The sequence below is a fragment of the Roseibium hamelinense genome (genome assembly GCF_007830545.1).
Taxonomy (GTDB): Bacteria; Pseudomonadota; Alphaproteobacteria; order Rhizobiales; family Stappiaceae; genus Roseibium; species Roseibium hamelinense.
This window is the reverse complement of record NZ_VLLF01000014.1, coordinates 1-21837: the sequence shown is the minus strand read 5'-3', so window position 1 is coordinate 21837 and position 21837 is coordinate 1. Positions and strand designations below refer to the sequence as shown.

The window sequence follows — 21837 nt, the reverse complement described above, 5'->3', positions numbered from 1 at the left end:
CGAGACCTCCTATTTGACCTCAAGCGACTCGATGTCGCTCAGTGCAGGGACGATCTCGCCTTCGAGCATGAAATCAGAGTATCCGCGCGCAATAACCAGTATCGCTAAGCAGACTAGGCCGATTAGCCAGACTGGTGGATAAGAGCTGATGGAACTTCCGCGCTTGAAGCCTTCTGTTACCTTTGACAGAGGTTGGTCTGGTTTGACCTTGCTGTATCGGCGTATTGTGCGCGAAAGGTCCAAGCGCAAATCTTCAAGTTTATCTCTTCCTCCTTCAAGCACTCGGTACCGGCCTTCAAAGCCAAGCATTAGGCATGACTGAACAAGTAACAGCAGCGGCAACTTCTTAGCTGGGTCCGCCATGATGCGGTCGAGAATACTGAAAACTTTTTCACCGCCCCAAGTTTCGTTGTGAAACTGATTCAGCAAGCTATTAGAACTCCATTCGCTCCGGCTCCCCCAAGGTGTCATCAAAACGGTTTCGTCTATAGTTGAGCAGATGACATAACGGGCCGCGATGATGTCACCGGCTTCGACGCCCGACTTCTGCGCCAGCTGTTCGAAACGATCAATTTCTGCAACAACCTGCTGACGGAGCGCGTGAACGTCAGCCTGTTCTATGGAATTGCGAAGTTGAGAGATCAGAAGAAGAAGAGGGGCTGCCGCCCGAACGATGATGCGCTCGGGGACCGGGTCGAGCTGACGCAGAAGAGCGGTTGTTTCCTGGAGAGTTTCTTGGCGTGCCTGCGGCGAACCGGTGAACTGTTGGTCGGGTCGCTGACCGGCATCCGGCATGGCAACAAACGCAACGGTCGGCTCGTCATCAATGTCGCCCAAACCGACTGGATCGCCCGCGCCGAGCGTGGTTCTCGCTCGTGGGCTGAGCCGTCTGGCGACGGTGGGATGATCCAGGTCGTCATTGGTCATTGCGGATGATCATTGCCCTTTTTGAATAGCCCAAAGTTCGAGCCCCAACCCCGGGTAATCGCCACTCATGTGAAGGGCAAATGCCGCGGACGTCTGAAATTGTGGCCACAGCTCATTGTTCACATCCAAGGCGAAATAGACTGCATTTTGGATGTACGGAATTTGTCGCGGCGCAACGGAGAGCGGTGATATCCCGATCCCAGGCAGCTGAAGATTGACCAGTTCCCGGATTTTTTCGACCGGGCCAATCTTGACCTGGATCGGCATTTGGTTCCGAAGAACTTCAAGGCTCACGTTTGCATATGCAATCAACACGAAATCACGGTTCTGGAAGATCATGCGATCCGTTGTTTCGCCAAGCCAAACGCCATAATCTCGTTTTGTCAGCGGGATGCTTACTGCGTTTTGCTCGACGACAAAGCTGAGCATGTCACGCAAAATGGCGACAAGTTGTTGGAACGTTGCTCTTAGGTCCCGGTGGTTATAGGCCGGGATGTCCGGCGGCCGCCGGCTGTCTGTGCCATAAGTCGCAATTTCACCGATCAGGCAAATTAGATCCCGGTATACCTGCTCGGGCATATGGCGCCCTGAAGAGATCATGTGCCCCAAAAGTACTTCATAACGATTGGAGACGCCAAGCATCATCAAGTCAAGCAAGCCTGCCCGCGAGCTGCTGTTTTCCCCCGCCGCATTGGAGGCGAGCATGTCGCCTCTTTTACGCAGCAAGCTGCGGATTTCCTCAAGATGCGAGACAATCTGGCGACTGGCTCCGGCGTGTAGCACCGGCGGAATAAAGGTATCGACGAGTTGCACAGCCCCCTGGGCATCAACACTTTCAATTTCCCCGATCGGAACATTGGTCGTTTCGTCGAGACTTTCGCCTTCGATGACGAGAGTGGCTGTTAAGGTTCCAACCGCAATCTCGGCGGATGGACGGTCTCCCTCTGCCGTGTTTTGAACTTCCGAGACGGATCGGGAGAACCTGTGTCGCGGAACATCGCTATCAGTAACCTCCAATGACCCGATTGATTGCATTGCAACAGCTAGAAACAGCTTTTTTCCTTGGTGCTCGGGTTTGATTTCCCGAACAGTCGAGACGCGGTGCTGTTGGGCAGTAGAGAATACGGTGCCGTCCGGCAGGATGACATCCAGATCTGAAATACGCACTTGGCCTTGCTGCAACGCCTCGAGGTCGAAGCTGAGTTTTCGAACGCCCCAAGAATATGGGACGAGGTCTTTCGTCCGATATTCGAGGGTGCTTTCGATCCATCTGTCATGTTGCTGCAAATGCTGTGGCCGCAGGAACATGCCTTCAAGCCACAACGGCTTTCCGCTCGCGTTCAAACTGTTCCCCCACACATTGCTTGCCAACCTAATGATTCGTTTAGAGTTTAATGTGTCGCCTTAGCGACTATCTGTGAACCGAAATTATCCGGCAATCGCATTTTGCGGGAAACGCACGAAAAGGTGTCTCTAAAACACCCCGAGCCGTCGTCGCCGCAGTTTTTGTATTCGCACAGCAAGGCTTGTTAGATAAATGACGAATTCGTTTTTCTTTTCTGCTTCCAGTTCGATTGAATCGCGCCACTGCGCGGATTGAATGTCCCGGAACGCGGCGACAACACCGATGTGGGTTGCTTCGCTAGAAATACTCCTGTCGTAGTCCTTCTTTTCCCCAGGCGTAAGCTCGTATTCTTGTTTGCCGATAAGGTCTCCGCCAAGAAGTTTTGTGTCGTCGTCAGCGAATTCGAAAAACTCTCCATTGTTAAACGCCGTCATGCCTTTCAGCTCATATACGCGTACGACAATAGGAGCCGGGTCGCCATTTTCGTTAGGGTTAACGTTATCGTCAGCGAATAATTGGACTGTAACCGGAGTGGGTTCGGGAACCCGCGAGCAGGCTGCCATACCAAACGCCGGTGCAATAAGGAGTCCTTGGCACAGATCCCGCCGGGATATTTTCATTTTTTCCTCTTGTCCCAATAATCTTTAGACCGCTGGCGCGCCAGTTCTTCCTGAACCTGAGTGAAGGCTTCAATGATTACCTGCCGCATGATTGCGTCGAAATCTGATCGGATGCGCTCATATGACTGTTTTGCCGTATCCCATTTGTCTCTCCGCCCGCCCAGACTGCGCAGCCTCAGCGCGCCATCATTTTCATCATGCCCAGCTAGATTTTCAGGCGATATCCGCTCCAAAAGCAACCGCATGGCTTTCTGCATGGCCGAGATTGTCACCATGGTTTGGTCTTGAAGGTCTTGAAACGCGGCTCGGGAGGCCTGATCTGGCGGCAGGTAACCTTCGGAGCGTCTTAGCAGCATTTCATCCAGAGCAAGTTCTGCCACCTTGAAATGTTTGAACGCGTTATTTTCTTTTGGTTCGATACGCGTTTCATCCATTCGAAACTCAGACTTCATGATTTTACGGGCGGCAAGCAAAGCGATCATGCCAGACGACATTTCCCGAACCATTTTGCCGGTGTCCAACATGAGCCGTTCTGCGTTCTCCGGTTCGATTTTGGCATCTGGAAAACCAAGACCGTTTAAAAGAGCTTGCAGCAATACACCCTCTGACAACGCCGGGTTTATGTCTTGGGTCCGCACTGATCCGTGAATTTGCGCCGCGCTTTTTGCTTGCGTGCTCTGTGCCGGCGGTCGCGCAGCATTTGGTTGGGTAGATGCGGCCTTTCCGAACGTATTCTGCGACAAAGACGGGGCAGAACCGCGAGCCTTTGCATCAAGAGCGGCTTCCCGTTTTTCTCGCCTTGCTTTGAGTGCTTCCACATGAGAAAGACCACCGGCACTTCCACGTTCCGGCAAAGGTGGAATACCCATGGGCAGGGGCGCGGAGGCCGGAGTGACCGTTGTTGATTGTAAGGCGGCATTGTGCGCAGGTTGGACTGGCGGCAATTGTCTTGACTGGTGCCGGTCCTCGTTTGGATGGCTCTGTTTGGCGCGGGCAGCGTCGGCGTTTGGTTGCGCTTTAGGAGCGGGCGTTGATTGTTGTCGCAATGCTGGTGCGGTGACTGAGGCCGCAGTTGGTTGCGCCGGTGGATTGCTTCCTGTCAATGAGGCAAGGAAGTCCTCAGGAATGATGTCGGCGTTTTGCGGAGCCGAGCCACTTTCTGTTTGTGGTGCAGCAGGCGCTTGCTGCACGTCAGCAGATTGTGTCGGTTGGGTTTGTGATGGGTTGGTGTTCGGCAGCAGTCCGCCATCGAAGTGTGCTGGAATCGGGCCGCTACCCTGTACTGGGGCACTCTCTCGCGGCTGGGCCGCTTGTTGAAGGTGCGGTTGGAGCGGCGTTGGTTCAGATGGAATTTGCGGTGCAACGAAGGTGTTCACCGGTTGTTGTGAGGGTTCGGAAGCCCGAGCGGGGGCTCCTCCAAGATAATCAAGTGGGTCTAAAGAGGGTTTGTTCCGTGTCGGGACATCGTACGACGTGCGCTGTGTTAGGAGTTGTGCCTCTGGTCCCGTGCCCTGTTGTGGGGGCATTTGAACCGGTCCGCTGGCCGGGTATTGTTTGAGTGCGGTGTGACTGCCGACGCTATGCTGTGCAAAGTCTCGTGAGTTGGAGCCTACACTGCTGTCTCCCAGTGCGGCAATCGGGTCAGCACCTCCGATTCCGCTCAGCGTAACACTTGCTAGGAGCTCGTATGTTCCGGCAACGAATGTTGTTCCAGACTCCACAACGACAGCGCGCCCCCGGCCGATGGGGTCACTCTGACCGGCTATGAACGTCCCATTAGTGCTTTCGTCAATCAAAAGGAATTTGCCGTTTTGGCATATAATCCTCGCGTGTAGCGAGGATAGAATACGAGACTCATCAGGGAGAACCCAATCACACTTTTTCGATCGACCAAGCGTGCCGCCATTTGTGCCGAAAACATGATGGCTGCCGAGCGCTGCGCAAGTAAGTGTAAGTTCGGCACTCACCCGGCCACCTCTCGCATTTCTTTCGCAACATCAATCCCTGGTGCGATGCAGATAGAGTTTTCGACCAGCTCTGCGACTCCATTGCTCAACCAAGTTGAAACTCCAAGCCGCGTTGTTCCCACCACAGCAGGCTCAATGGTTTCTGGCTCTATATTGAACTCGATATCCCAATCGAGTGGGTCACTGACAACCATCGACAGGAGCTCTCCTATTTCTGGGTGGCGCTCTCCACCCGGAAGGAACGGGCGCAAATGATCGAATTCGGCCGGTCCCAGTCGAACCATGAATTTCCCCAAATCGTCTTGAACAGTCTCGCCAATCACGACGTCTTCTCCAAGGCGGGTATTTTGTATGCCGAGTGCCATGCGTGCGCCAACGCCGAGTTGAACCTTTCTGGACACATATTCCACGATTTCGCACCGGACTTGAAAAAATCTTGTCAGAACTGACGATACAGCGGCTGCCGAACTGGAATAAAGTGAAATCAGCCCGACATGTGGAAGTAGCGCCGATCTATCTACAGATCCGATCTGTGTCCGGTCTTCAATCGGAAAGCCGCAAAGTGCAAGAATGCACTTCGAAGTCTCGTCAAGACCGTGTGATTGATAGCGGATATGGTGGCGCGACTTTTGCCAAATTTGAAACAGGAGCGTTATCAGACGGTGATTGAACAGGTCGAGAAGGTCTTCAAGAGAAGAAGGTGTTTCATCCCGTTCAATGATCCTCTCGGTAACGTAAGGCGGCATGGGCGATGCGGGGCCATAAAGCCCCATGAAATTCACCCTGATATCAAAGCGGTTTTCTGCGGCATTGTAGTTGATTTGCGAAACGTCGCTCGGCCCAAAGCTCAAGGACCGGGTTGATCTGAAACGGATGGGTTCGGATGAGGGATCTTCCCCTGGCCCCATGCGGCTCAAATCGGAATGTAAAACACCGATCAAATGCACCATTTGAAAAAACTGGCTTTGACCGAGATGCTCAGCCAGCGCGGTCGATTGAGACTGTTGCTCAACTAGGTCTGTGCTGGCGGCGTCCATCATATCTCAGCGGCGCTCCCCGCTTTTGGAGACCAGGTTAAAACAGTATTGGAGTCCGTACCGGTTAAAGACAAACGATGCAGGCTGTTTATGCTCGCATAAGACTTCAAAAAGCGATCCAAAACGCACCCAAACAAATACATTTCGGCTTCGCCACCCATTGCGCTCTCTGATAGCCGTAACGAAAGCTCGTAGGCGCGCACCGGTCGACCTTTTCTAAAAATATCGACGCCTTGACGCTCGAAGCTCTGAAAACTCTGCAATAGTTGATCCCGTTGGAGAGCGGCTTGTTTGTCAACAAAAGCACGAAAATCATAAGCGCCAATGACAGTACGCAAGGCATCTACGTCGATCAGTGATGCGTAATTCCGTGACAGGTTTGCAATCAAGGTCCAGAGCGTTCGATCATTTAATGGTGGTGGAACTTCTGGCTGTATACGTGTGATGTTTGAAAACACCAGTTTTGCCGGTGTGTCTGAAGTCGGCTGATTGACGGAACCGACGCCAAAGCGAGTGGCATGTTCGCCATTCGAGCATAGGAGATTAAGGGATATGGTTTCCGTTGCCGGCAAACCGGCCTTGTTCATTTTTGTGACAAAAGAAATGTAGTGATCGACACCTGTCCCCACGACAGATGGCCTCACGCTTGTCCGAAAATAAAGTGCGTTTTCGTTTTCCACGTCATGGGTAAACGATTCAAACCGCTTGTAGTCTATCCGTTTGTTGGAGCCCTGCACCCAACCGGTTGCAGAAAGTACCTCGTGTGCGCTGCGTTTCTCGGCGCCGCCAATCGGACGGACTGGGTATTCGGTCCGCGAATGCTCTACAAGCAATGCTTGGCCTTCGGCTTCGAATAGATTGATGGCTGGTGTTGCGTTTGTCTGGATTTGATAGGGCATGACCCGTGTTAAATCGGAGAAGCCCTGGGTAAACTTGAAAACCAGCCGAAAGCCGTCAGCCTGCACCGAGGCATATTTATTCAGCCCGCGGATCTGAATATGCATAAATTTTTCGGGGCATGCGAAGTACTCTTGCATGACACGGAACCCTTCGAACGCCCCCGGGGGATAGGGGAGCGTTGCTTCTTCCGGCAGAAAACCTAGGGGATCAATTCGAATCTGAGCGGGGATCGGGTCTTGCCCATTCGGAACCAATTGCACTGATTGCACGCGCTCTAAAAGTGCAAGGAAAAGCTGGCGGGATGTTGTCCCGTCCCCTTGCCCGCCGAGGTATAGTGTGAGCGGCGCCGACTCTAGGGCCTGCAAGCCAATACCAGCCGATTTAGTGAAGCTGATGTCGAGTTCGGCGCTTTCTTTGCGGTTTTCGAATTTGATGTCTTTTACCTCGAAAGGTAGGACCGTGAGATCGAAACTTGTGCTGAAAGGCAGGGCCTGACCGTCGAGCGGCGCGGTCTGAACACGTGTTCCTTTCGGCACACGGATTGCTAACTCGCTGACGCCAGGAGCATGCTTAAATTTGAGTGTCGTTATCGGCGCGATCGGCCTCAGGTAGTGTGGCCAGATAAGTTTCAGTAGACTTTGGGCCACTTCGGGCATTTCAGCATCGAGGCGCTGGCGCAGCCGCCCAACCAGGAACGCGAACCCCTCGAGTAGTCTTTCGACATCCGGGTCCATGGGGTCATTGGCAAGATATTTTGCCAGACGGGGATTTGCCCGAGCAAAGACAGCACCCATCTCCCGAAGGTAATTCAGCTCATCCCGGTAGTACGAATTCACCGACATATTCGGTTGAATCTCCTGTTAGACTACGCGCTAATGCGGATTTTGCCGTTGCTATCCAGCACGGAATCGATCCTGACACGCATGGTCTTGCCTGCATAGTCGAGTTGAGCTTCGACATTAAAAACAAATTCAAGTGGCCGGTCAGGATCGTCAACGATCCGCGCTTTAGGGTTCTTCAAGCGTGGCTCAAACATTTCGATTTGTGTTTCGATGTCGCGGCACAATTCGACAGCGGTATCACGGTGGCTTTGAAACACCGCGTTGAAATCAGTGAGCCCATACTCTGGACGAATTTCACAGCAACCGGCCATGCTGTTTAAAAGAACGCTCAAGTCGCGAAGAATGCTATCGAGAAGGACGCCTTGAGCCTGGTCGGGCGACGTGAAATCGTCAATCTTAACGTCTTCTTCCAGCCTCTGAAAAAGGCTCATTGGCATTCGAGGTTCCTCCGCAAACAGGCTGCCGCTTTCGCGGCAACCCGTTACAATTCGTAAGGCAAGAAATCCGATTATGCCTTGTCGAGTTTGCCTTTCAAAGAAAGGGTGAAGTCCGCGCCCATGTATTTGAAGTGCGGCTGAACAGCCATGCCAACGCTGTACCAGCCTGGTTCTCCCTCGACATCCGAAACAGTGATAGATGCCTTACGCAAGGGGCGGCGCGAGCGAACATCTGCGGAGGGGTTGTCCTGATCAGACACGTATTGTCGGATCCAATTGTTTAGCTCGGACTCAAGCTCACCCCGGTTCTTCCAGCTTCCGATGTTCTCGCGTTGAAGCACTTTGATATAGTGTGCCAATCGGTTGATGATCATCATGTATGGAAGCTGAGTGCCAAGCTTGTAGTTGAGTTCGGCATCTTTGCCTTCAGGGGTGTTGCCGAAGTTCTTTGGTTTTTGAACTGAGTTTGCGGAGAAGAAGGCCGCGTTGTCCGAACCTTTGCGCATCGTGAGGGAAATGAAGCCTTGCTCCGCAAGTTCGTACTCCTTGCGGTCGGACACAAGAACTTCCGTCGGGATTTTGCTTTGCAGCTGGCCCATGGCTTCAAATGTATGAAGCGGCAAGTCTTCGACTGCGCCACCCGACTGCGGTCCGATGATGTTGGGGCACCAACGATATTTTGCAAAACTGTCGCTCAATTTTGAAGCGAGAGCGAAAGATGCATTGCCCCAGAGATAGTTTTCTGTCTTGCCGTTCGCTTCTTCTTCGTAGTTGAACGCCTTAACAGGTGTCGTTTCAGGACCGTAAGGCGTCCGCAGCATGAAGCGCGGCATCGCTAGCGCAAAGTAACGTGAATCTTCCGATTCGCGGAATGAGTTCCACTTTGCATATTTGGGGCCCTCAAAGATAGATTCCATATCCTTCAGGTTTGGAATTTCCTCGAAGCTATCTACGCCGAACATTGCAGGCGCGGCAGCTGCAATGAATGGCGCATGAGACATGGCGCCAACACTTGCACAATACTGCGCTAGCTTAATGTCTTGAGAGCCTGGGCCAAAATCGTAGTTGGTAACCACTGCTCCGACTGGCTGACCACCAAACTGGCCATACTCAGCAGTATAAATATGCTTATAAAGGCCAGATTTGACTACTTCCGGGCTGTCTTCGAAATCTTCGAGCAACTCGTCTTTGGAGACGCTCATCATCTCCAGCTTGATATTTTGACGGAAGTCCGTCCGGTCCACCAGAAATTTCAGGCTGCGCCAAGCAGATTCGAGTTTTTTGAAGTCTTCGTTATGCAGCACCTGATCGACCTGCTGACTGAGCTTGCTGTCGATCTCAGTGATCATCATATCGATGGCGGCGCTATTGACCTGCGTTTCGCCCGATTTCGGCTTGAGCAATTCCGAAATGAACGCCGCAACGCCTTTTTTTGCGACGTCATAACCGTCGTCGGTTGGCGCAAGTCTCGTCTCTTGAAGGATTTGGTCCAGTAGGGAGGCGTCAAGCTCTTCGGTCTGAGCGCCCGCTTGTTGTGCTTCAGTGTCGGCCATTAGAAAAACTCTCGTTCTCTGGGTTTCGACAGAATGTCATCTAGCTGCGTTGGCAGCCGCGATATTCCAAAGGTCCTCGTCGGATTAGTCGTCCGACTTCTCGGTTGCTGTGGTCAACTCAGCGAGAAGCTTTTCCCGAGCTTGGTCGTCGCCGAGAACATTTTGAATGGCTTTCCTGAAAGCCGGTACGTTGCCGAGTGGGCCCTTGAGTGCAACGAGCGCCTCGCGCAGTTCCAGAAGTTGGTTGAGCTCAGGGCTTTGCCGGACCACCGCTTCCGGTGAAAAGTCAGACAGGCTGTCGAACTTCATCGACACAGTTAGTTTGTCAGCTTCTTCTCCCTCTGGGGTGTCCACCAGCTTGTTGTCAGTTGCAACGTCAAGAGAAAGGTTCTGGCTTTTCATCACATCATTGAAGTTGTCTTTGTTAATGTTGATGAGTTCGCGATCCTCGACAGGTGTATCGTCCGGGCGAAGTGTGTAGTCGCCAAGTACAACCATTTTCAGCGGGAGTTCCACTTCTTCCTTAGCGTCACCGGTCGCAGGTTTATATTTGATATTTACCCGCTCTTTGGGGGCAACAGAAGATTCTTTAGCCATGGATACTCCTCGCATGTTTATAAGCGCCGACTAAACCAATTCAGGGCGGGCTTGGTCCGCATAGGTCAATGGGCTAGCAATAACCCCAATTCTTGTAATTCCTTTTACTAACAAGCATTTTTTTTGATGACCTAAACGTCAGGTCAGTGCTATCAGGAATCATTTTTTTCCAGTTAGCGCTGCCGCAGCAGAAATATCAAGGACGGAAAGTGTTTCCATTACTTCTGCCTTAACAGAAACGGCTTCAGCATCGGCAATGTATTGACGGGCATTTTTGTGCACTAGAGCTTGCCACGATAGTTTGTACAAGGGGACGATTAAGTCTGGTTCCCAACGTTTGAGGTCGCGGGAAACAGCTATAGACCGAAGGCTTGCCAGCTGAGCATACAGCGGGGCCAGGATTTCAAATCGTAGGCAAATATCTGCAAGCTTTATTTGCGCTTTGAACCAGTCTCTTTCTGAAGGGCAGCCACGGGCATAGCTCTGAAGAAGATGCAGTCCGTCTACAGCCTTCCCGCCTTGTACCAGTCCTGTCGCTTTTGAAACTACGCCATCAAGCTCATTTTGTTCTGCGGTTTGCGCGGACCCAGAGCCAGCGGAAAAGCCGCTGAGCCAGTCTCTGGTCGCGGCATCTGCAAAGGGGGTCCCGTCGCTAAACGATAGAGTCGCAAGATCGGGAAAGCGCTGAACAAATCCTGCCAACTCGCCAGCCACCATTCGACGGGCTGCATCGAATTTATCTCCCGCAGCTGACATGGACTCATGGAGCATATACTGTGCGTCAAGCCAGAATGGAGACGATACAAAGGCCGATTCTGCCGCAGAGATCAAACTCTGGTAGTTGCCGGCGCTCTGCAGGGCGGCAAGCTCTTGGAGTTTGCTTTTTTGAGGAGGCGGCAGGCTGGTTTTTCCTGACTGGTTGGGTGGAAGCTCGCTGACGCGGCCCCACAAAGCGAACCTCGCACACTGATAGGCTGTTGGATCTGCGGGGTTTTGCTGGCGCAGTGCAGTTGCCGTTTTCGTTGCAGCAATCATCAATGCCTGCAAGGCTTCACTTGGAGGCCCGTCGGTCGAAATCACCGGCGGCTGAGCGGCGTTTGGGATGGGCTGCGGAGCAGGTGCCTGTGGCGGTTTCGGCGTATCCGTCGGAGTCGGCTTCTCACCCGTTAGCTGATCTGTTGCCTTGGAGATTTCAGGGCTTGCAGGCGCTGGACTGGTTTCTGCAGTTTCAGGTTCGGCCGCCTTAGCAGCTTCTGCTTCCAAGTTTGTGCGAGCTTCTTTAGCGTAAGGCCTGAGAGCCCTTATTAGCGGGCCAAGCGCGGCCGACGATTTTGTAAATTTGGCTTCAAGTGTTTCGTCGAGTTCAACCAGCGCATCATGGCAAATCAGTGCCTTGACCAATTCGGGTCCAGACGGAGGCGTTGTTTCGACCAAGAGCGATATTTTTTCAGCGAACCAGTCGTATGCGCCGGCTCTTCCGCGCTCACGCCGTGCCGGAGGGATCATCGTCTCCCAATGCGTTTTTGCCATGTCGCGTAAGATAATGATCGACACAGCCAGCCCGCCATAGCCTTCTTCAAGAAATAAACCGTAGGCAAGACGGGTCGCAAGAACCAAGTCTTTAGATCTGGTGGCCAGAACGTCGATGGTTTTGGGATTAAGCGTGTTCCATTTGACCGCAGCAGGGCCATCAATCTCCAGTTTGCGAAACTCAGCTTCCAGTTCCTCAAAAAGGTCGCTGTCGCGGAATTCTTCCGGTTCTGCGCCATCTGGCAGGTCCATAAGGCCAACTCCGGCACGTTCGTCACCAAGATCGAGCACTTGAATATCGTTGGCCATAGTTGCCCTCCGTGAGCAAAGCGAGCGTCCGTTCACCTGCCAGTGTTCCGGCCCCGGTTGTTTTCAGCGTCAGTAATTTCTTTACATCGGCATGCGATTGACATCAAAGTTATCGAATTGACGGAATATATCTTTTCCAGACGAGATCTCGTTTCTGAAAAGCCTGGGAGACTATCAGGGCAATGGCTGACAGCGCGCAACTGACCATTTCCGACGTTGAAGAAGAAGGTGTGACAATCGTCTGTCCGGTTGGAAGGTTGGAAACGTTATCCGCAAAGGCCTTCGAGGACCACCTAAACGGCGTTGCAAACGCAGCCGATGGCGATCTTTTGGTGGATATGTCAAGTGTCGACTACGTGACCAGTTTTGGATTGCGATCAATCCTCATCGTTGCAAAACAACTTTCGCCTTCGGGGCGAAAGCTCATTATGTTTTCGCCAAACGACTCAGTTATGGAAGTCCTCAGGATTTCGGGCTTTCTTAAAATCGTAGAAGTCACGAAAACAAAGTCGGCGGCCATAGGGGCTGCCAACAAAAACCAAGATGCGTAACGGTTCAGTATTCCACGTCAAGGATTGAGATCCAAAGCCGGACTGGCGATATGCATTTAAAAGCGGAACAAGTCGAAGTGTTGAATGAAGTCAGCAGCCTTAATCAGCTGTATGATTTTATTGACGCCTTTGCGTTGCGCGCGGGTCTAGCAGACGATGCCCGCAGGACTGTCTCTGTTGTAGTCGAAGAACTGTTCGCCAATACAGTATCCTATGGATACCCTACGGGAAGTCCGGACCAGATTATTTTGCGTCTTAGTCTGACCGGTGACAAAATAGAGATATGTCTAACCGATCACGGCATACCGTTTGACACGGCTGCGTCTACTGCTACCGACTTCGAAGGGCAAAGTACCGAAGACCGGCGCGTTGGAGGATTGGGCTTGTTTCTGGTGCACCAACTTTCCGAAACAGTCTCCAGCCACCATCACAATGGTACCAATTTCACTCAAATCGTTGTTTCGAGAAGCAAAACGGATATGAGCGGCTAAGTCCACAGCGATGGTTTTGAGTTTTTAGAACGTGAGTTCCACCATTGTATAATCATCCGGCAGCGTCGATACCCCCGAAAGGTTTTTCAGCCACTCATAAATTACACTTGCGGTGTTGCCATTTGTGTTTTTCGCATGCTCGGCAAGCTGCTCTATCGATAGGACCCCTCCAGCCGGGATATCGATCTCGAATGTCCCATCGCTCAAAACCAGCAGCCTATCACCCGATTCTAAAATCGTGCTGCTCTGCTCGAATTCCATGTTTTGAATTCCACCGATCACCATGCCTTCCGATGTGCCGAGAAGGTCGTACGTGTTAGTGCCGTCGATGCTTCGCCGGATCCGTATTGCTGCTGGATGCCCGCCGGAGGCGTAGGATAGCCGACGGGTCGATCGCTGGTAGACGCCATACCAGATTGTGAAAAACATGTTGTTCTGACGTTCCATCGGGAACGCGTTGTTAAGGTGAAACAAGACATCCGACGGGTCGGTAAAATTAGTATGTGGCAAGGCATTTGCGCGCAAAACATTAATGATCGATACCGACAACAGGGCAGCGCCAACGCCGTGTCCACATACATCTATAAGATAAAAGGCGAAATGATCCTCATCGATGTCGTGATAGCCTAACGAATCCCCGCCAAGTTCGGTCGATGGCACGAGAAGCCATTCGGCCGTGGGATCGGCCTGCCTGGTGTCCGGCAGGATCGACATGACGTACCGGCTGGCGTCCCGGAGCTCGGCCTCCAACCGCGTTTGAACTTGCTTGAGCAGAATATTACTCTCTGCCAATTGGTCCTCAACAGCTTCGCCATGCTCTATCGTTGCTTCATAAAGCAACTGCAGATCTGCAAACTCCGCGCGCAAGTGGGCGAGCTCGGCCTCCAATTCCTGCCGTTGCGCGAGGGCTGTTCCTTCAGCTTCCACCGGCTCGGGGGTTTCGCCTTTTCTCTCGTCTGCCATGCTTTTTTCTGCGACTTCTAAGCCTTTGTTAGTTTTGGCTGGGATAGCCTCTTTGGAAACGTAGGGGAACTGAGAATTTCATGTGAATGTTTTTGACTACGCGCATAAAAAATTGCATGGGATTGCTATTCCATGACACCCTACTGTTAAATATGTGAATTAGCGATGAATTGCTGGTTCGAGCAGAAATCGCAAACGCGTTGGCACTAGGGGGCTTGATAAAGTGATTACCCGAATTGATGGGACCCGCTTGCTTGTCCAGTGTTTAATATCCTGGCAAAGGGTCGATTGATGCAAGTGCATGCTGATACGCCGTCTATGTCGAACGGCCTTCCTTTTATGCTTGAGATGGATGTGGATGTCGCCGAATTCTCAAGTGATTGGGGAAACTGCGACCTAATGTCCACGTATGTCTCGAAAATGGTGAGTACGGATAGGACCGACTCATTGCTATTTGCGAATTTGTATTCGTCGGCCGTCAATGAGCTTTTTGAAACCGCATTCCGTGTTCACGGCGAAAATGGAAGCCTTGTCTGCAAGTTCTTCCGTAACGGAAATCTCGATCGGGTGGAGTTGAGCATTCCTGCCAATGACGCGGTTGCAGATTTTTATGCGGCGGCCATCGAGCGTACTGCAGCCCCTAACGCCAATGAAGCATATCTGAATATTCTATTCCAATCCGACGCCATTGATCCCGCGCTCGGGCTTTTGGAGCTCGTTTTAAACTACGGGGCAGCACTCCAGTTGCGCGAAGACAAGCAAAACCAGCGTGTTTGCATCGTCGCAGAATTTCAGCTTGAAGAAACGGCAACCAAATCATGATCGCAACTCAGTTACGTTCCTTCACCTGGCAGTTCAATGAAAACAACCAAGAGTTCCTTGTTCAAGGAGCGCTGCGGCCGCAGCGGCCGGATGAGTTGGCGTCTTGTCTTCAGGCGCTCGAGGCCGCTGCGCAAAAAGCAAAGGGCCGCCTTTACTTTAACGTTCGGCGCCTTGTGCGAATGAACAATGTTGCATTTCGGGCGATAGCGCGAAAGCTCATCGATACCGTAAGCGGCCGTTCGGACCTAAGCATTCACGTGACCACGTCCAGCGTTGTGGGCTGGGCAACACACAAGTTTTCTACGTTGCAGGAGCACACTCCGAAAATCACAGTCAACGAATATGACAGCGAGTTTTACCCCGGGCAGAGCTTTCTGGAAGATGGCGGCTTTATTCCCATTCTGCGCACGCAGACCAATCTAACTTGGCACCACGAAAAAGCGTTGTTGGCAAAGCATGGTTTGCGCGAAGACATGCTGGTGGCCGACATCTGCTGCGGCATCGGTGACTTCGCCGTCTTGATCCAAAAGGAGTACAATCCCGGTCGAGTGGTTGCCCTTGATCATTCAAAGTCTAGCCTTGCATATGCGCGCCAAGTTGCGAGTGAATTTGGCATCAAAGGAATAGACTACGTTTTTGGCGATGCATCTGACATGTTGCTCGAAAGCGATCAGTTCGATTTCGTGACTTGCCGCCACTCGCTCCAGGTCTTTGACAAACCCGAACTCATCCTTAAAGAGCTTTATCGCATCTGCAAGCCCGGCGGTCGCGTTTATATCACCAACGAAAAAAACTCTCATTGCCTTGGGGAACCAAGAGGCGCTTCAATCCAGAAGACCTACGACGAAGTGGCGCGGCTTTGGAACCATTTTAATATGGACATCGAGCTTGGCCCAAAAAGTCGACGGTACATGATGGATGCGGGTTTTGAAGACATCCTGATGGAGAGCTTCATGGTAACAAATCTCGACGGTGACCCGCAGGATTTCGCCGACATCATTCAGTCTTGGGAAAACGTTTATGCTGGGCAGATGGCGGTGCGCAGAGGAGATACCCCAGAGCAGATTGCCGAACTTCGTCAAGGCTTTCAGGATCATATCTTTGCGGCTCTTCATCCAAAGGGATACGCGGGCTGGCCCATTTGGGCAGCATCAGGACGGAAACCAAAATGACTGAAACGCTTCCAGCGTCTGCGCAGCCAGAAGAAAACCGATCTGACTCAATTACACGGTTTTCCCGGCATAGTTTCCGGGCGAAGTTCATGCTTGTTGTTGGGGCTGCCGTTCTCTTCGACATCATGCTTGCCGGCGGTGTGGCAATTTGGAACGTTCAGCGCTTGTCCCGAGATGCGACCGAGACGGTCAGCCAAGGCCTCACCGAGGCCACACGCGAATATCTGAACACGTATATCGATACAACAGCATTGCGCACCAATCTATTGCTCGACCAGACCTATTCGGAAGTCGAAGCGTTGGGAAGTTCGATGCAGGCCCTTATAGATCACCCGGAAACTGAAACACGGGTCGGTGAGGCCATTGAAAGCGATCCGGATCTTGGCGATCGTGACATTACGTTCGATGCACAAGGTGGTTGGGCGCAGAATTTGGAAGGCCCCTCGGTGGTGAGTGTCTGGGGGTATTTGCTGGATGACGAAGGCAATATGCTGCCCGCTGCCGAAGAGCAGGTCGTCAACAGTTCTTCCTTCAATCTTGTTGCTCCAGCTTTGATGTCCTCGGGCTCGAACAAGCTGCAAATGTATTATGTTGGCCCTAAAGACACGCCAATCATGCGAACAACGCCCTACACGACGCAGGCCCAAACCTTTGACAAGCTCTACCCCGGCCACAATGAAGATAATTTCTGGGACTTCTTTTTTCCCGGCGTCTATGAAGGTTGGCAAAGCTGGCTTGCAGATCCGAGCACAAGGCCAGTTGATCGAAATATCGTTGCTACAGAACCATATGTTGACGCGATCACTGGCGCATTAATCGTAAGTTTTTTCCAGCCACTATGGACACAAGACCGGACTGATGTTGCTGGTATGACGGCTGTAGACGTCACTCTTGACCAGTTTTCCAACCTCGTTGAGAACGTCCAGATTGCGGATACAGGTTTTGGATTTCTAACAAGCTCAGCTGGAAATGTAATTGCGATCAGTGAGGCCGGGGCCGCAACTTTGGGGCTCATTTCAGTGGACGCCGCCGGTCAGGGGGTGACCGGAATGAACCGTTTCTTAAATCAAAGCCGCTTCCCGGCGATCTCCAATCTCTTGCTGCCGACCGATAACAACACTGTCATCGACACAATTTCAATTGACCAGGGTGATGGGCCTGAAGACTTCATTGTCGTCTTAAAACGGCTTGATCCGGCCAACCTTTGGAACGGTTCTTCGATCGTTGCGGAAAGCTTGACCCTTGGCTTTCTCGTGTCGCGGCAAGAAATGTATCAAACACTGGATGAGGTTCAGCGAGAAATCACCGCAGCCACAAGCAACATTGTCCAGTGGCAAGTGGCCGCGCTTTTAATTAGCTTGGTTATTGTATTTATTGCGGTTTACGCGATTTCGGGCCGCATCACCGCCGGCTTGAGCCAACTAGCTGGCGCAGCAAATGCACTCCAGAACAAAGATTATAGTGTCCGAGTTTCCATTCCGAGCAAGGATGAAGTTGGAGCTGTTGGGCAAGCTTTCAATAGAATGGCTGAAGAGATCAGCCACTACACTGAAAATTTGGAAAACCTCGTCGAGGAACGGACTGCGAAGCTGGAATCCGCGAACAAAGAAATTGTGGCACTCAACAAGCGTCTTCAAACTGAAAATCTGAGACTTGGTGCAGAGCTGGATGTCGCAAAGCGTATCCAGGAAATGGTGCTGCCGAAATCCACTGAACTTGAGAATATCCCGCAAATCGAGATTGCGGCGTATATGGAGCCGGCCGATGAAGTCGGTGGCGATTATTATGATGTTTTACAAAATGATGGCCGGGTAAAGATCGGTATTGGGGATGTGACCGGTCACGGCTTGGAGAGCGGAGTTTTGATGCTGATGGTACAGTCCATCGCCCGCGCACTCCAGGAGAAGGGCGATTATGATCCTGCGAACTTCCTGTCGGTCGTAAACAGGACAATGTACAAAAACATTGCGAGGACAGACTCCGACAAGCATCTGACGCTGGCCTTTGTTGATTATGCGGATGACAAAATCACAATTTCCGGACAGCATGAAGAGGTCTTGGTAATCAGGGCAAATGGCGACATTGAACGTATCGATACGTTGGACTTGGGATTCCCGGTAGGACTGGAACTTGATATTTCGCCGTTTGTGGCGAGTTTGGATATCCCTTTTGACCCCAGTGACGTCCTTGTTCTGCATACTGATGGCATCACAGAGGCGGACAACGCGGCCGGTGAACAATTTGGTTTCGACCGAATGGCAGCCTGTGCTCAGTCCAATCGCGGAAAAAATGCGAAAGAAATTGCGGAAGCAATTATACAAGAGGTTAAAGATCATATAGGGTCACATAAGATGTATGATGATATTACTCTTGTTGTACTAAAGCATAGGTAGGTTATGGCGGAGCATTTGGGGAGTGCCCACCTTGAGAATAGCGCAAGCGCAAAAAATTACAGAATAGTCCTGGTTGCAGATAAGCTGGATATAAGCTGGCATCATTGCGGGACGACCTCTGATTTTTTGGGAGAGTACTTTTCTCGTGCATGTGGAGCAGGGGTAGATGCCGTGGATGCGCGTCATAGCATCGGTTATTTGCTCAACGAAATTCTTGAAAATGCGGTCAAGTTCCGCGAAACCGGCAACATCGAAGTTATCTGCTCTCTGGAGAACGGGCGGTTTGAGGCCGGGATTGCGAATGTCATTTCGCGTGAAACCACCGACAGTTTTCAAAAGCATTTGAACGTAATGCTAAAAAAGGATCCGGGAGAACTCTTGCTTGAGCGGATTGAGGCCAACGCGCTTGACCCTGAGTCCGGCGGGTCGGGCCTCGGGCTTTTGACACTCATGAACGATTATGGCGCCGAGTTGGGCTGGCAATTTGAAGATGAACATGTAAATGGACATGTACGCTTGAATACGATTGCCGCTCTAGCGCTTTCCTAAAGGCAAAAACTCCTGAGGACGGGATGAACATGGAAATTAGCACCAACGACTACAGGGTCTGGGTTGAAGGAGCAAAAATCCACTACGAGGGCACCATGCGTCTCTCGGGCACGGAGGCCTACGCTCCGATTTTGTCGTTGATGAATGATGTTTTAGCCTCAAAGCCTGAAACCATTTGCCTGGACCTAACAGGGCTGGAGTTCTTGAACAGTTCTGGCATCAACCTCCTTGCGAAATTTACTATTGAAGTCCGCAAGCAGCCGGATATCGGTATTGAGGTACTGGGGTCGAAGACGATCCCATGGCAATCAAAATCCCTGAAAAATCTGCAAAGATTGCACCCAGCCCTCGAACTGCAGATCAACTAATCTGTTCGTGGACAACCCGAAGCATTTTTGCATTGCTATGGACCCTCAGTGGGCGCCATGTCATCGTGCGACGAAATATGTCGTCACAGGAGCCGGCGCAACATGCGATTTGGACCAGCGTTGGTTTGCAGCTTTGTAGTGTCTGCATGTGTGGGCGGTTCGCAAAATCCGCGACTCGAAAGCGTGTATGTGGGTCAGCCCTCATCAGATTTCTTTTTAAAATACGGACCGCCTGCTCAAGTCATCGGCTTCGAACCGGTTCCGCCGGGAACCGACCCAATCACGGTAACCCAAAACGATCCAAAAGAACTCGTCTATTACTGGTCTTCCAACAATCGCAAGACTGATTTTGTGAAGGGTCTAGAAGCGCCGGAAAAATCCTGCGACCTCGCGATACTTACCAAGGCAGATGGCAAAATTTTACGGATTGAGGTCCAAACGACGTCTGGTTCTGTTCAGGATGCACGGGCTTACTGTCAGAGCATAATCGAATAAGTGCATTTCTGTCTGCCCACGGGTTCGGTTCTGGAGGCTGCGTGGCAGTAAACATTTAAAGACACCGCCAAACCTTTTTCTCCGCAGAAGCGCACCCATTCCGACAAGTTTCTATCTCGGATCTAATATCGGCGGGTATTCAGACCGATTTAAGAAACAGTTTGTGCTTAAAAGACCACATGTTCGGCATCCCGGACGGCAGCGTGAGCAACGGCTATCAGAAGCGCGGCCGCAAGCCTGGGCGAAGGACGGATTTCATGAATGATCCGAAAGTGAACGCTCGGAGGAAGAAAGCGCTCGAACGAATGGATGCGGCGGAATAACGGTGGTACCGATCTTTCGCGATGTGGTGAAGGCTTTTGCCTCCACTGGAAGCGGCGTTATCCGTCGCGCCCTGGTTCGTTCGGATTACTGGAGAACAATGCGATCTTGTTACCTTGAGGATCGCGAAGGTAGCCAACATAGAACTGAGGTCCGTAAGAAGCACGAAAGCCCGGCTGCCCCTCATCGGAACCGCCCGCCACAAGCGCGGCGGCGTGAAGATCACGAACCTGCTTTTGATTGCGCGCCTCAAATGCAACCATAGAACCGTTGGCCGTTGTGGCCGGGCGCCCATCGAAGGGAGGTTTGACGTAGAAGTCAGGCATCACGGGAGACTGACCCGGTTGTACCGGCAGTGTATAACTTAGTCCCTCAGGCCCCTCCTCCAGTTCGTAACCAAGCGCTGGCAGAAACGTCGAATAAAATTCCTTTGCGCGCGCGACATCATCTACACCAACTATGACGTAAGCTATCATTTTTCGTGTTTCTTTCCGGAAATAGGGTCATTCAAACGAGATCACCGCGCTGGTGTAAGCCAACAGCGAATTCGGCTCAATATACGACCCTTATCAATCTCCCAAAATCGACATTGGTGCATTCGCAGCTGCCCGCATTAAAGACAATTTGTGACCGTCACCCGCCCCCTCACCTTACGTGCAACCCGGCCCAGCCGGTCGGATCGGGGGCTGATCGCTTAGCCAAGTGGCGCTGTCTGACTGTCGCATTTCTATCGGGCTGCGCATGTCGCGCCTCTAATCAGCTTTGACAAAAGTAGCTCCCGAAGGAGAAGGTGTGCTTGCTGCTGAGCCAGCCGAAATCGGTACGTCCGCGAGCGTTGGAGGGGCGTAGTACCGGGGTCATTGTGCGTATCCTTTCTCAGTATCGGACAGAACGTGATGTGTTGTCCCGCACCTGTAGAGCCACAAATCGGGAAGGCCCAATAGATTTACAATCCGTTACAATATTGACTAATTGCCTCCCCTGGCTGAACGATAAACTCCTAGAGTTGTATCTGAGCACACTAACGGCACGTACACGCCAAACGGCATGTGAGAGGGATGAAAAATAGTCTGAAATAAGTATCTGATATAATTGAAATAATATCAATTTCAGCCAAGTTATACACAGGCTGACTTGTTTGCGCAGCCTCGAATTTCATTTTTTGAAAAAAGTTAGTTGACGCATTTGGTTTGTGGTCCTATAACCCGGCTCATCGACGGCGGCAACGTCGCTGGCGACAGGGTTTTGCGCTCTTAATTCCAGAAAATTGGTCATTTTGGCCGGATCGAACGGTTCGGCGAGTGGTTGGTTTTCGCTTAAGGTTGAGGGTTGTGTCCTAGGGATTTTGTCCCTGTTCTTTGACAATTTGGTATTGAAGGAAGGGAAGCGTGGACGGCGTTGCTCTTGCGGTTCTGGGGTATTTATCCTGGGATGTTTTAAGAGTTACGCAGGTACGCTGATCTTTCAAACAAGGAAGCCGATTGGCTTGGGGTTTTAGGGCCTTGAGTTAGTTGAGCTCTTGTTAATTCACGGTCGCAGAGATGCGATTGTTTGAGTGCTTTATAGCGATTGATTAAAGCAGCCTGTGATTGGACTTTTAAGTTAAACCTGAGAGTTTGATCCTGGCTCAGAACGAACGCTGGCGGCA

General features: G+C 51.7%; 21 protein-coding genes and 2 pseudogenes. 9 read left to right on the top strand and 14 right to left on the bottom strand.

The features are described from left to right. Positions 1-9 precede the first annotated feature (9 nt). The 11 genes and pseudogenes from icmH to tssA form a co-directional block, all read right to left on the bottom strand. Positions 10-927 (bottom strand): type IVB secretion system protein IcmH/DotU, encoded by a 918-nt coding sequence (gene icmH / locus JM93_RS21045; protein ID WP_145347580.1) that lies wholly within the window; start codon positions 925-927, stop codon positions 10-12. A 9-nt stretch (positions 928-936) separates the two neighbouring features. Beyond that, complete coding sequence (gene tssK / locus JM93_RS21040; protein WP_145347578.1) at positions 937-2271, bottom strand: type VI secretion system baseplate subunit TssK; 1335 nt, start codon at positions 2269-2271, stop codon at positions 937-939. 129 nt (positions 2272-2400) lie between these two features. Beyond that, a complete protein-coding gene (gene tssJ / locus JM93_RS21035) occupies positions 2401-2892 on the bottom strand; it encodes a type VI secretion system lipoprotein TssJ (RefSeq protein WP_145347576.1) in 492 nt (163 codons plus the stop codon). After that, positions 2889-3761, bottom strand: a complete 873-nt coding sequence (gene tagH, locus JM93_RS22230; protein ID WP_244300978.1) for a type VI secretion system-associated FHA domain protein TagH — start codon at positions 3759-3761, stop codon at positions 2889-2891. Before tagH ends, tssJ begins: the two co-directional genes overlap by 4 nt. An 843-nt stretch (positions 3762-4604) precedes the next feature. Next, a pseudogene (locus JM93_RS22430) lies at positions 4605-4859 on the bottom strand (FHA domain-containing protein); the annotation flags it as partial. Next, complete coding sequence (tssG, locus tag JM93_RS21025) at positions 4856-5899, bottom strand: type VI secretion system baseplate subunit TssG (RefSeq protein ID WP_145347572.1); 1044 nt, start codon at positions 5897-5899, stop codon at positions 4856-4858. The pseudogene JM93_RS22430 and the gene tssG, both read right to left, overlap by 4 nt. After that, the gene (gene tssF, locus JM93_RS21020; protein WP_145347570.1) at positions 5896-7638 is read right to left on the bottom strand and encodes a type VI secretion system baseplate subunit TssF; all 1743 of its coding nucleotides are present in this window, start codon (positions 7636-7638) and stop codon (positions 5896-5898) included. Before tssF ends, tssG begins: the two co-directional genes overlap by 4 nt. Positions 7639-7661: 23 nt before the next feature. After that, a complete protein-coding gene (tssE, locus tag JM93_RS21015) occupies positions 7662-8075 on the bottom strand; it encodes a type VI secretion system baseplate subunit TssE (RefSeq protein WP_145347568.1) in 414 nt (137 codons plus the stop codon). Positions 8076-8146: 71 nt separating this feature from the next. Beyond that, the gene (gene tssC, locus JM93_RS21010; RefSeq protein ID WP_145347566.1) at positions 8147-9628 is read right to left on the bottom strand and encodes a type VI secretion system contractile sheath large subunit; all 1482 of its coding nucleotides are present in this window, start codon (positions 9626-9628) and stop codon (positions 8147-8149) included. An 84-nt stretch (positions 9629-9712) separates the two neighbouring features. After that, the gene (gene tssB, locus JM93_RS21005) at positions 9713-10225 is read right to left on the bottom strand and encodes a type VI secretion system contractile sheath small subunit (protein WP_145347564.1); all 513 of its coding nucleotides are present in this window, start codon (positions 10223-10225) and stop codon (positions 9713-9715) included. Positions 10226-10384: 159 nt separating this feature from the next. Continuing rightward, positions 10385-12064 carry a type VI secretion system protein TssA gene (gene tssA, locus JM93_RS21000; RefSeq protein WP_145347561.1) on the bottom strand — a complete coding sequence of 560 codons (1680 nt, stop codon included), beginning with the start codon at positions 12062-12064 and terminating at the stop codon, positions 10385-10387. Positions 12065-12246: 182 nt separating this feature from the next. Here tssA and JM93_RS20995 point away from each other — a divergent pair, with 182 nt between their 5' ends. Next, positions 12247-12615 carry an STAS domain-containing protein gene (locus tag JM93_RS20995; RefSeq protein WP_145347559.1) on the top strand — a complete coding sequence of 123 codons (369 nt, stop codon included), beginning with the start codon at positions 12247-12249 and terminating at the stop codon, positions 12613-12615. A 50-nt stretch (positions 12616-12665) separates the two neighbouring features. After that, positions 12666-13106, top strand: coding sequence for an ATP-binding protein (locus JM93_RS20990; protein WP_145347557.1), 441 nt, complete (start codon positions 12666-12668; stop codon positions 13104-13106). A gap of 24 nt (positions 13107-13130) precedes the next feature. On the opposite strand, the gene JM93_RS20985 is transcribed toward JM93_RS20990, so the two are convergent. After that, positions 13131-14069, bottom strand: a complete 939-nt coding sequence (locus JM93_RS20985; protein ID WP_145347555.1) for a PP2C family protein-serine/threonine phosphatase — start codon at positions 14067-14069, stop codon at positions 13131-13133. A 261-nt stretch (positions 14070-14330) separates the two neighbouring features. Between JM93_RS20985 and JM93_RS20980 the strand changes: the two genes are divergently transcribed. From JM93_RS20980 to JM93_RS20950, 7 genes and pseudogenes are all read left to right on the top strand, one after another. Next, positions 14331-14891, top strand: a complete 561-nt coding sequence (locus JM93_RS20980; protein WP_145347553.1) for a hypothetical protein — start codon at positions 14331-14333, stop codon at positions 14889-14891. Beyond that, the gene (locus JM93_RS20975) at positions 14888-16063 is read left to right on the top strand and encodes a class I SAM-dependent methyltransferase (protein WP_145347551.1); all 1176 of its coding nucleotides are present in this window, start codon (positions 14888-14890) and stop codon (positions 16061-16063) included. The genes JM93_RS20980 and JM93_RS20975 overlap by 4 nt, the downstream gene beginning before the upstream one ends. Further along, the gene (locus tag JM93_RS20970; protein WP_145347549.1) at positions 16060-18456 is read left to right on the top strand and encodes a SpoIIE family protein phosphatase; all 2397 of its coding nucleotides are present in this window, start codon (positions 16060-16062) and stop codon (positions 18454-18456) included. The genes JM93_RS20975 and JM93_RS20970 overlap by 4 nt, the downstream gene beginning before the upstream one ends. 3 nt (positions 18457-18459) lie before the next feature. Then, the gene (locus JM93_RS20965; protein ID WP_145347547.1) at positions 18460-19005 is read left to right on the top strand and encodes a slr1658 superfamily regulator; all 546 of its coding nucleotides are present in this window, start codon (positions 18460-18462) and stop codon (positions 19003-19005) included. Positions 19006-19034: 29 nt separating this feature from the next. Beyond that, a complete protein-coding gene (locus JM93_RS20960) occupies positions 19035-19373 on the top strand; it encodes a slr1659 superfamily regulator (protein WP_145347545.1) in 339 nt (112 codons plus the stop codon). 102 nt (positions 19374-19475) lie between these two features. Then, a complete protein-coding gene (locus JM93_RS20955) occupies positions 19476-19868 on the top strand; it encodes a hypothetical protein (RefSeq protein ID WP_145347543.1) in 393 nt (130 codons plus the stop codon). A gap of 173 nt (positions 19869-20041) precedes the next feature. Continuing rightward, positions 20042-20191: pseudogene (locus JM93_RS20950) on the top strand (ISNCY family transposase); the annotation flags it as partial. Between the two features lie 57 nt (positions 20192-20248). On the opposite strand, the gene JM93_RS20945 reads toward JM93_RS20950, so the two are convergent. Together JM93_RS20945 and JM93_RS22030 are read right to left on the bottom strand one after the other, a co-directional pair. Next, the gene (locus JM93_RS20945) at positions 20249-20665 is read right to left on the bottom strand and encodes a VOC family protein (protein WP_145347541.1); all 417 of its coding nucleotides are present in this window, start codon (positions 20663-20665) and stop codon (positions 20249-20251) included. Between the two features lie 960 nt (positions 20666-21625). Further along, the coding region (locus JM93_RS22030) for a hypothetical protein (protein WP_208995242.1) at positions 21626-21837 on the bottom strand (212 nt) is incomplete at its 5' end.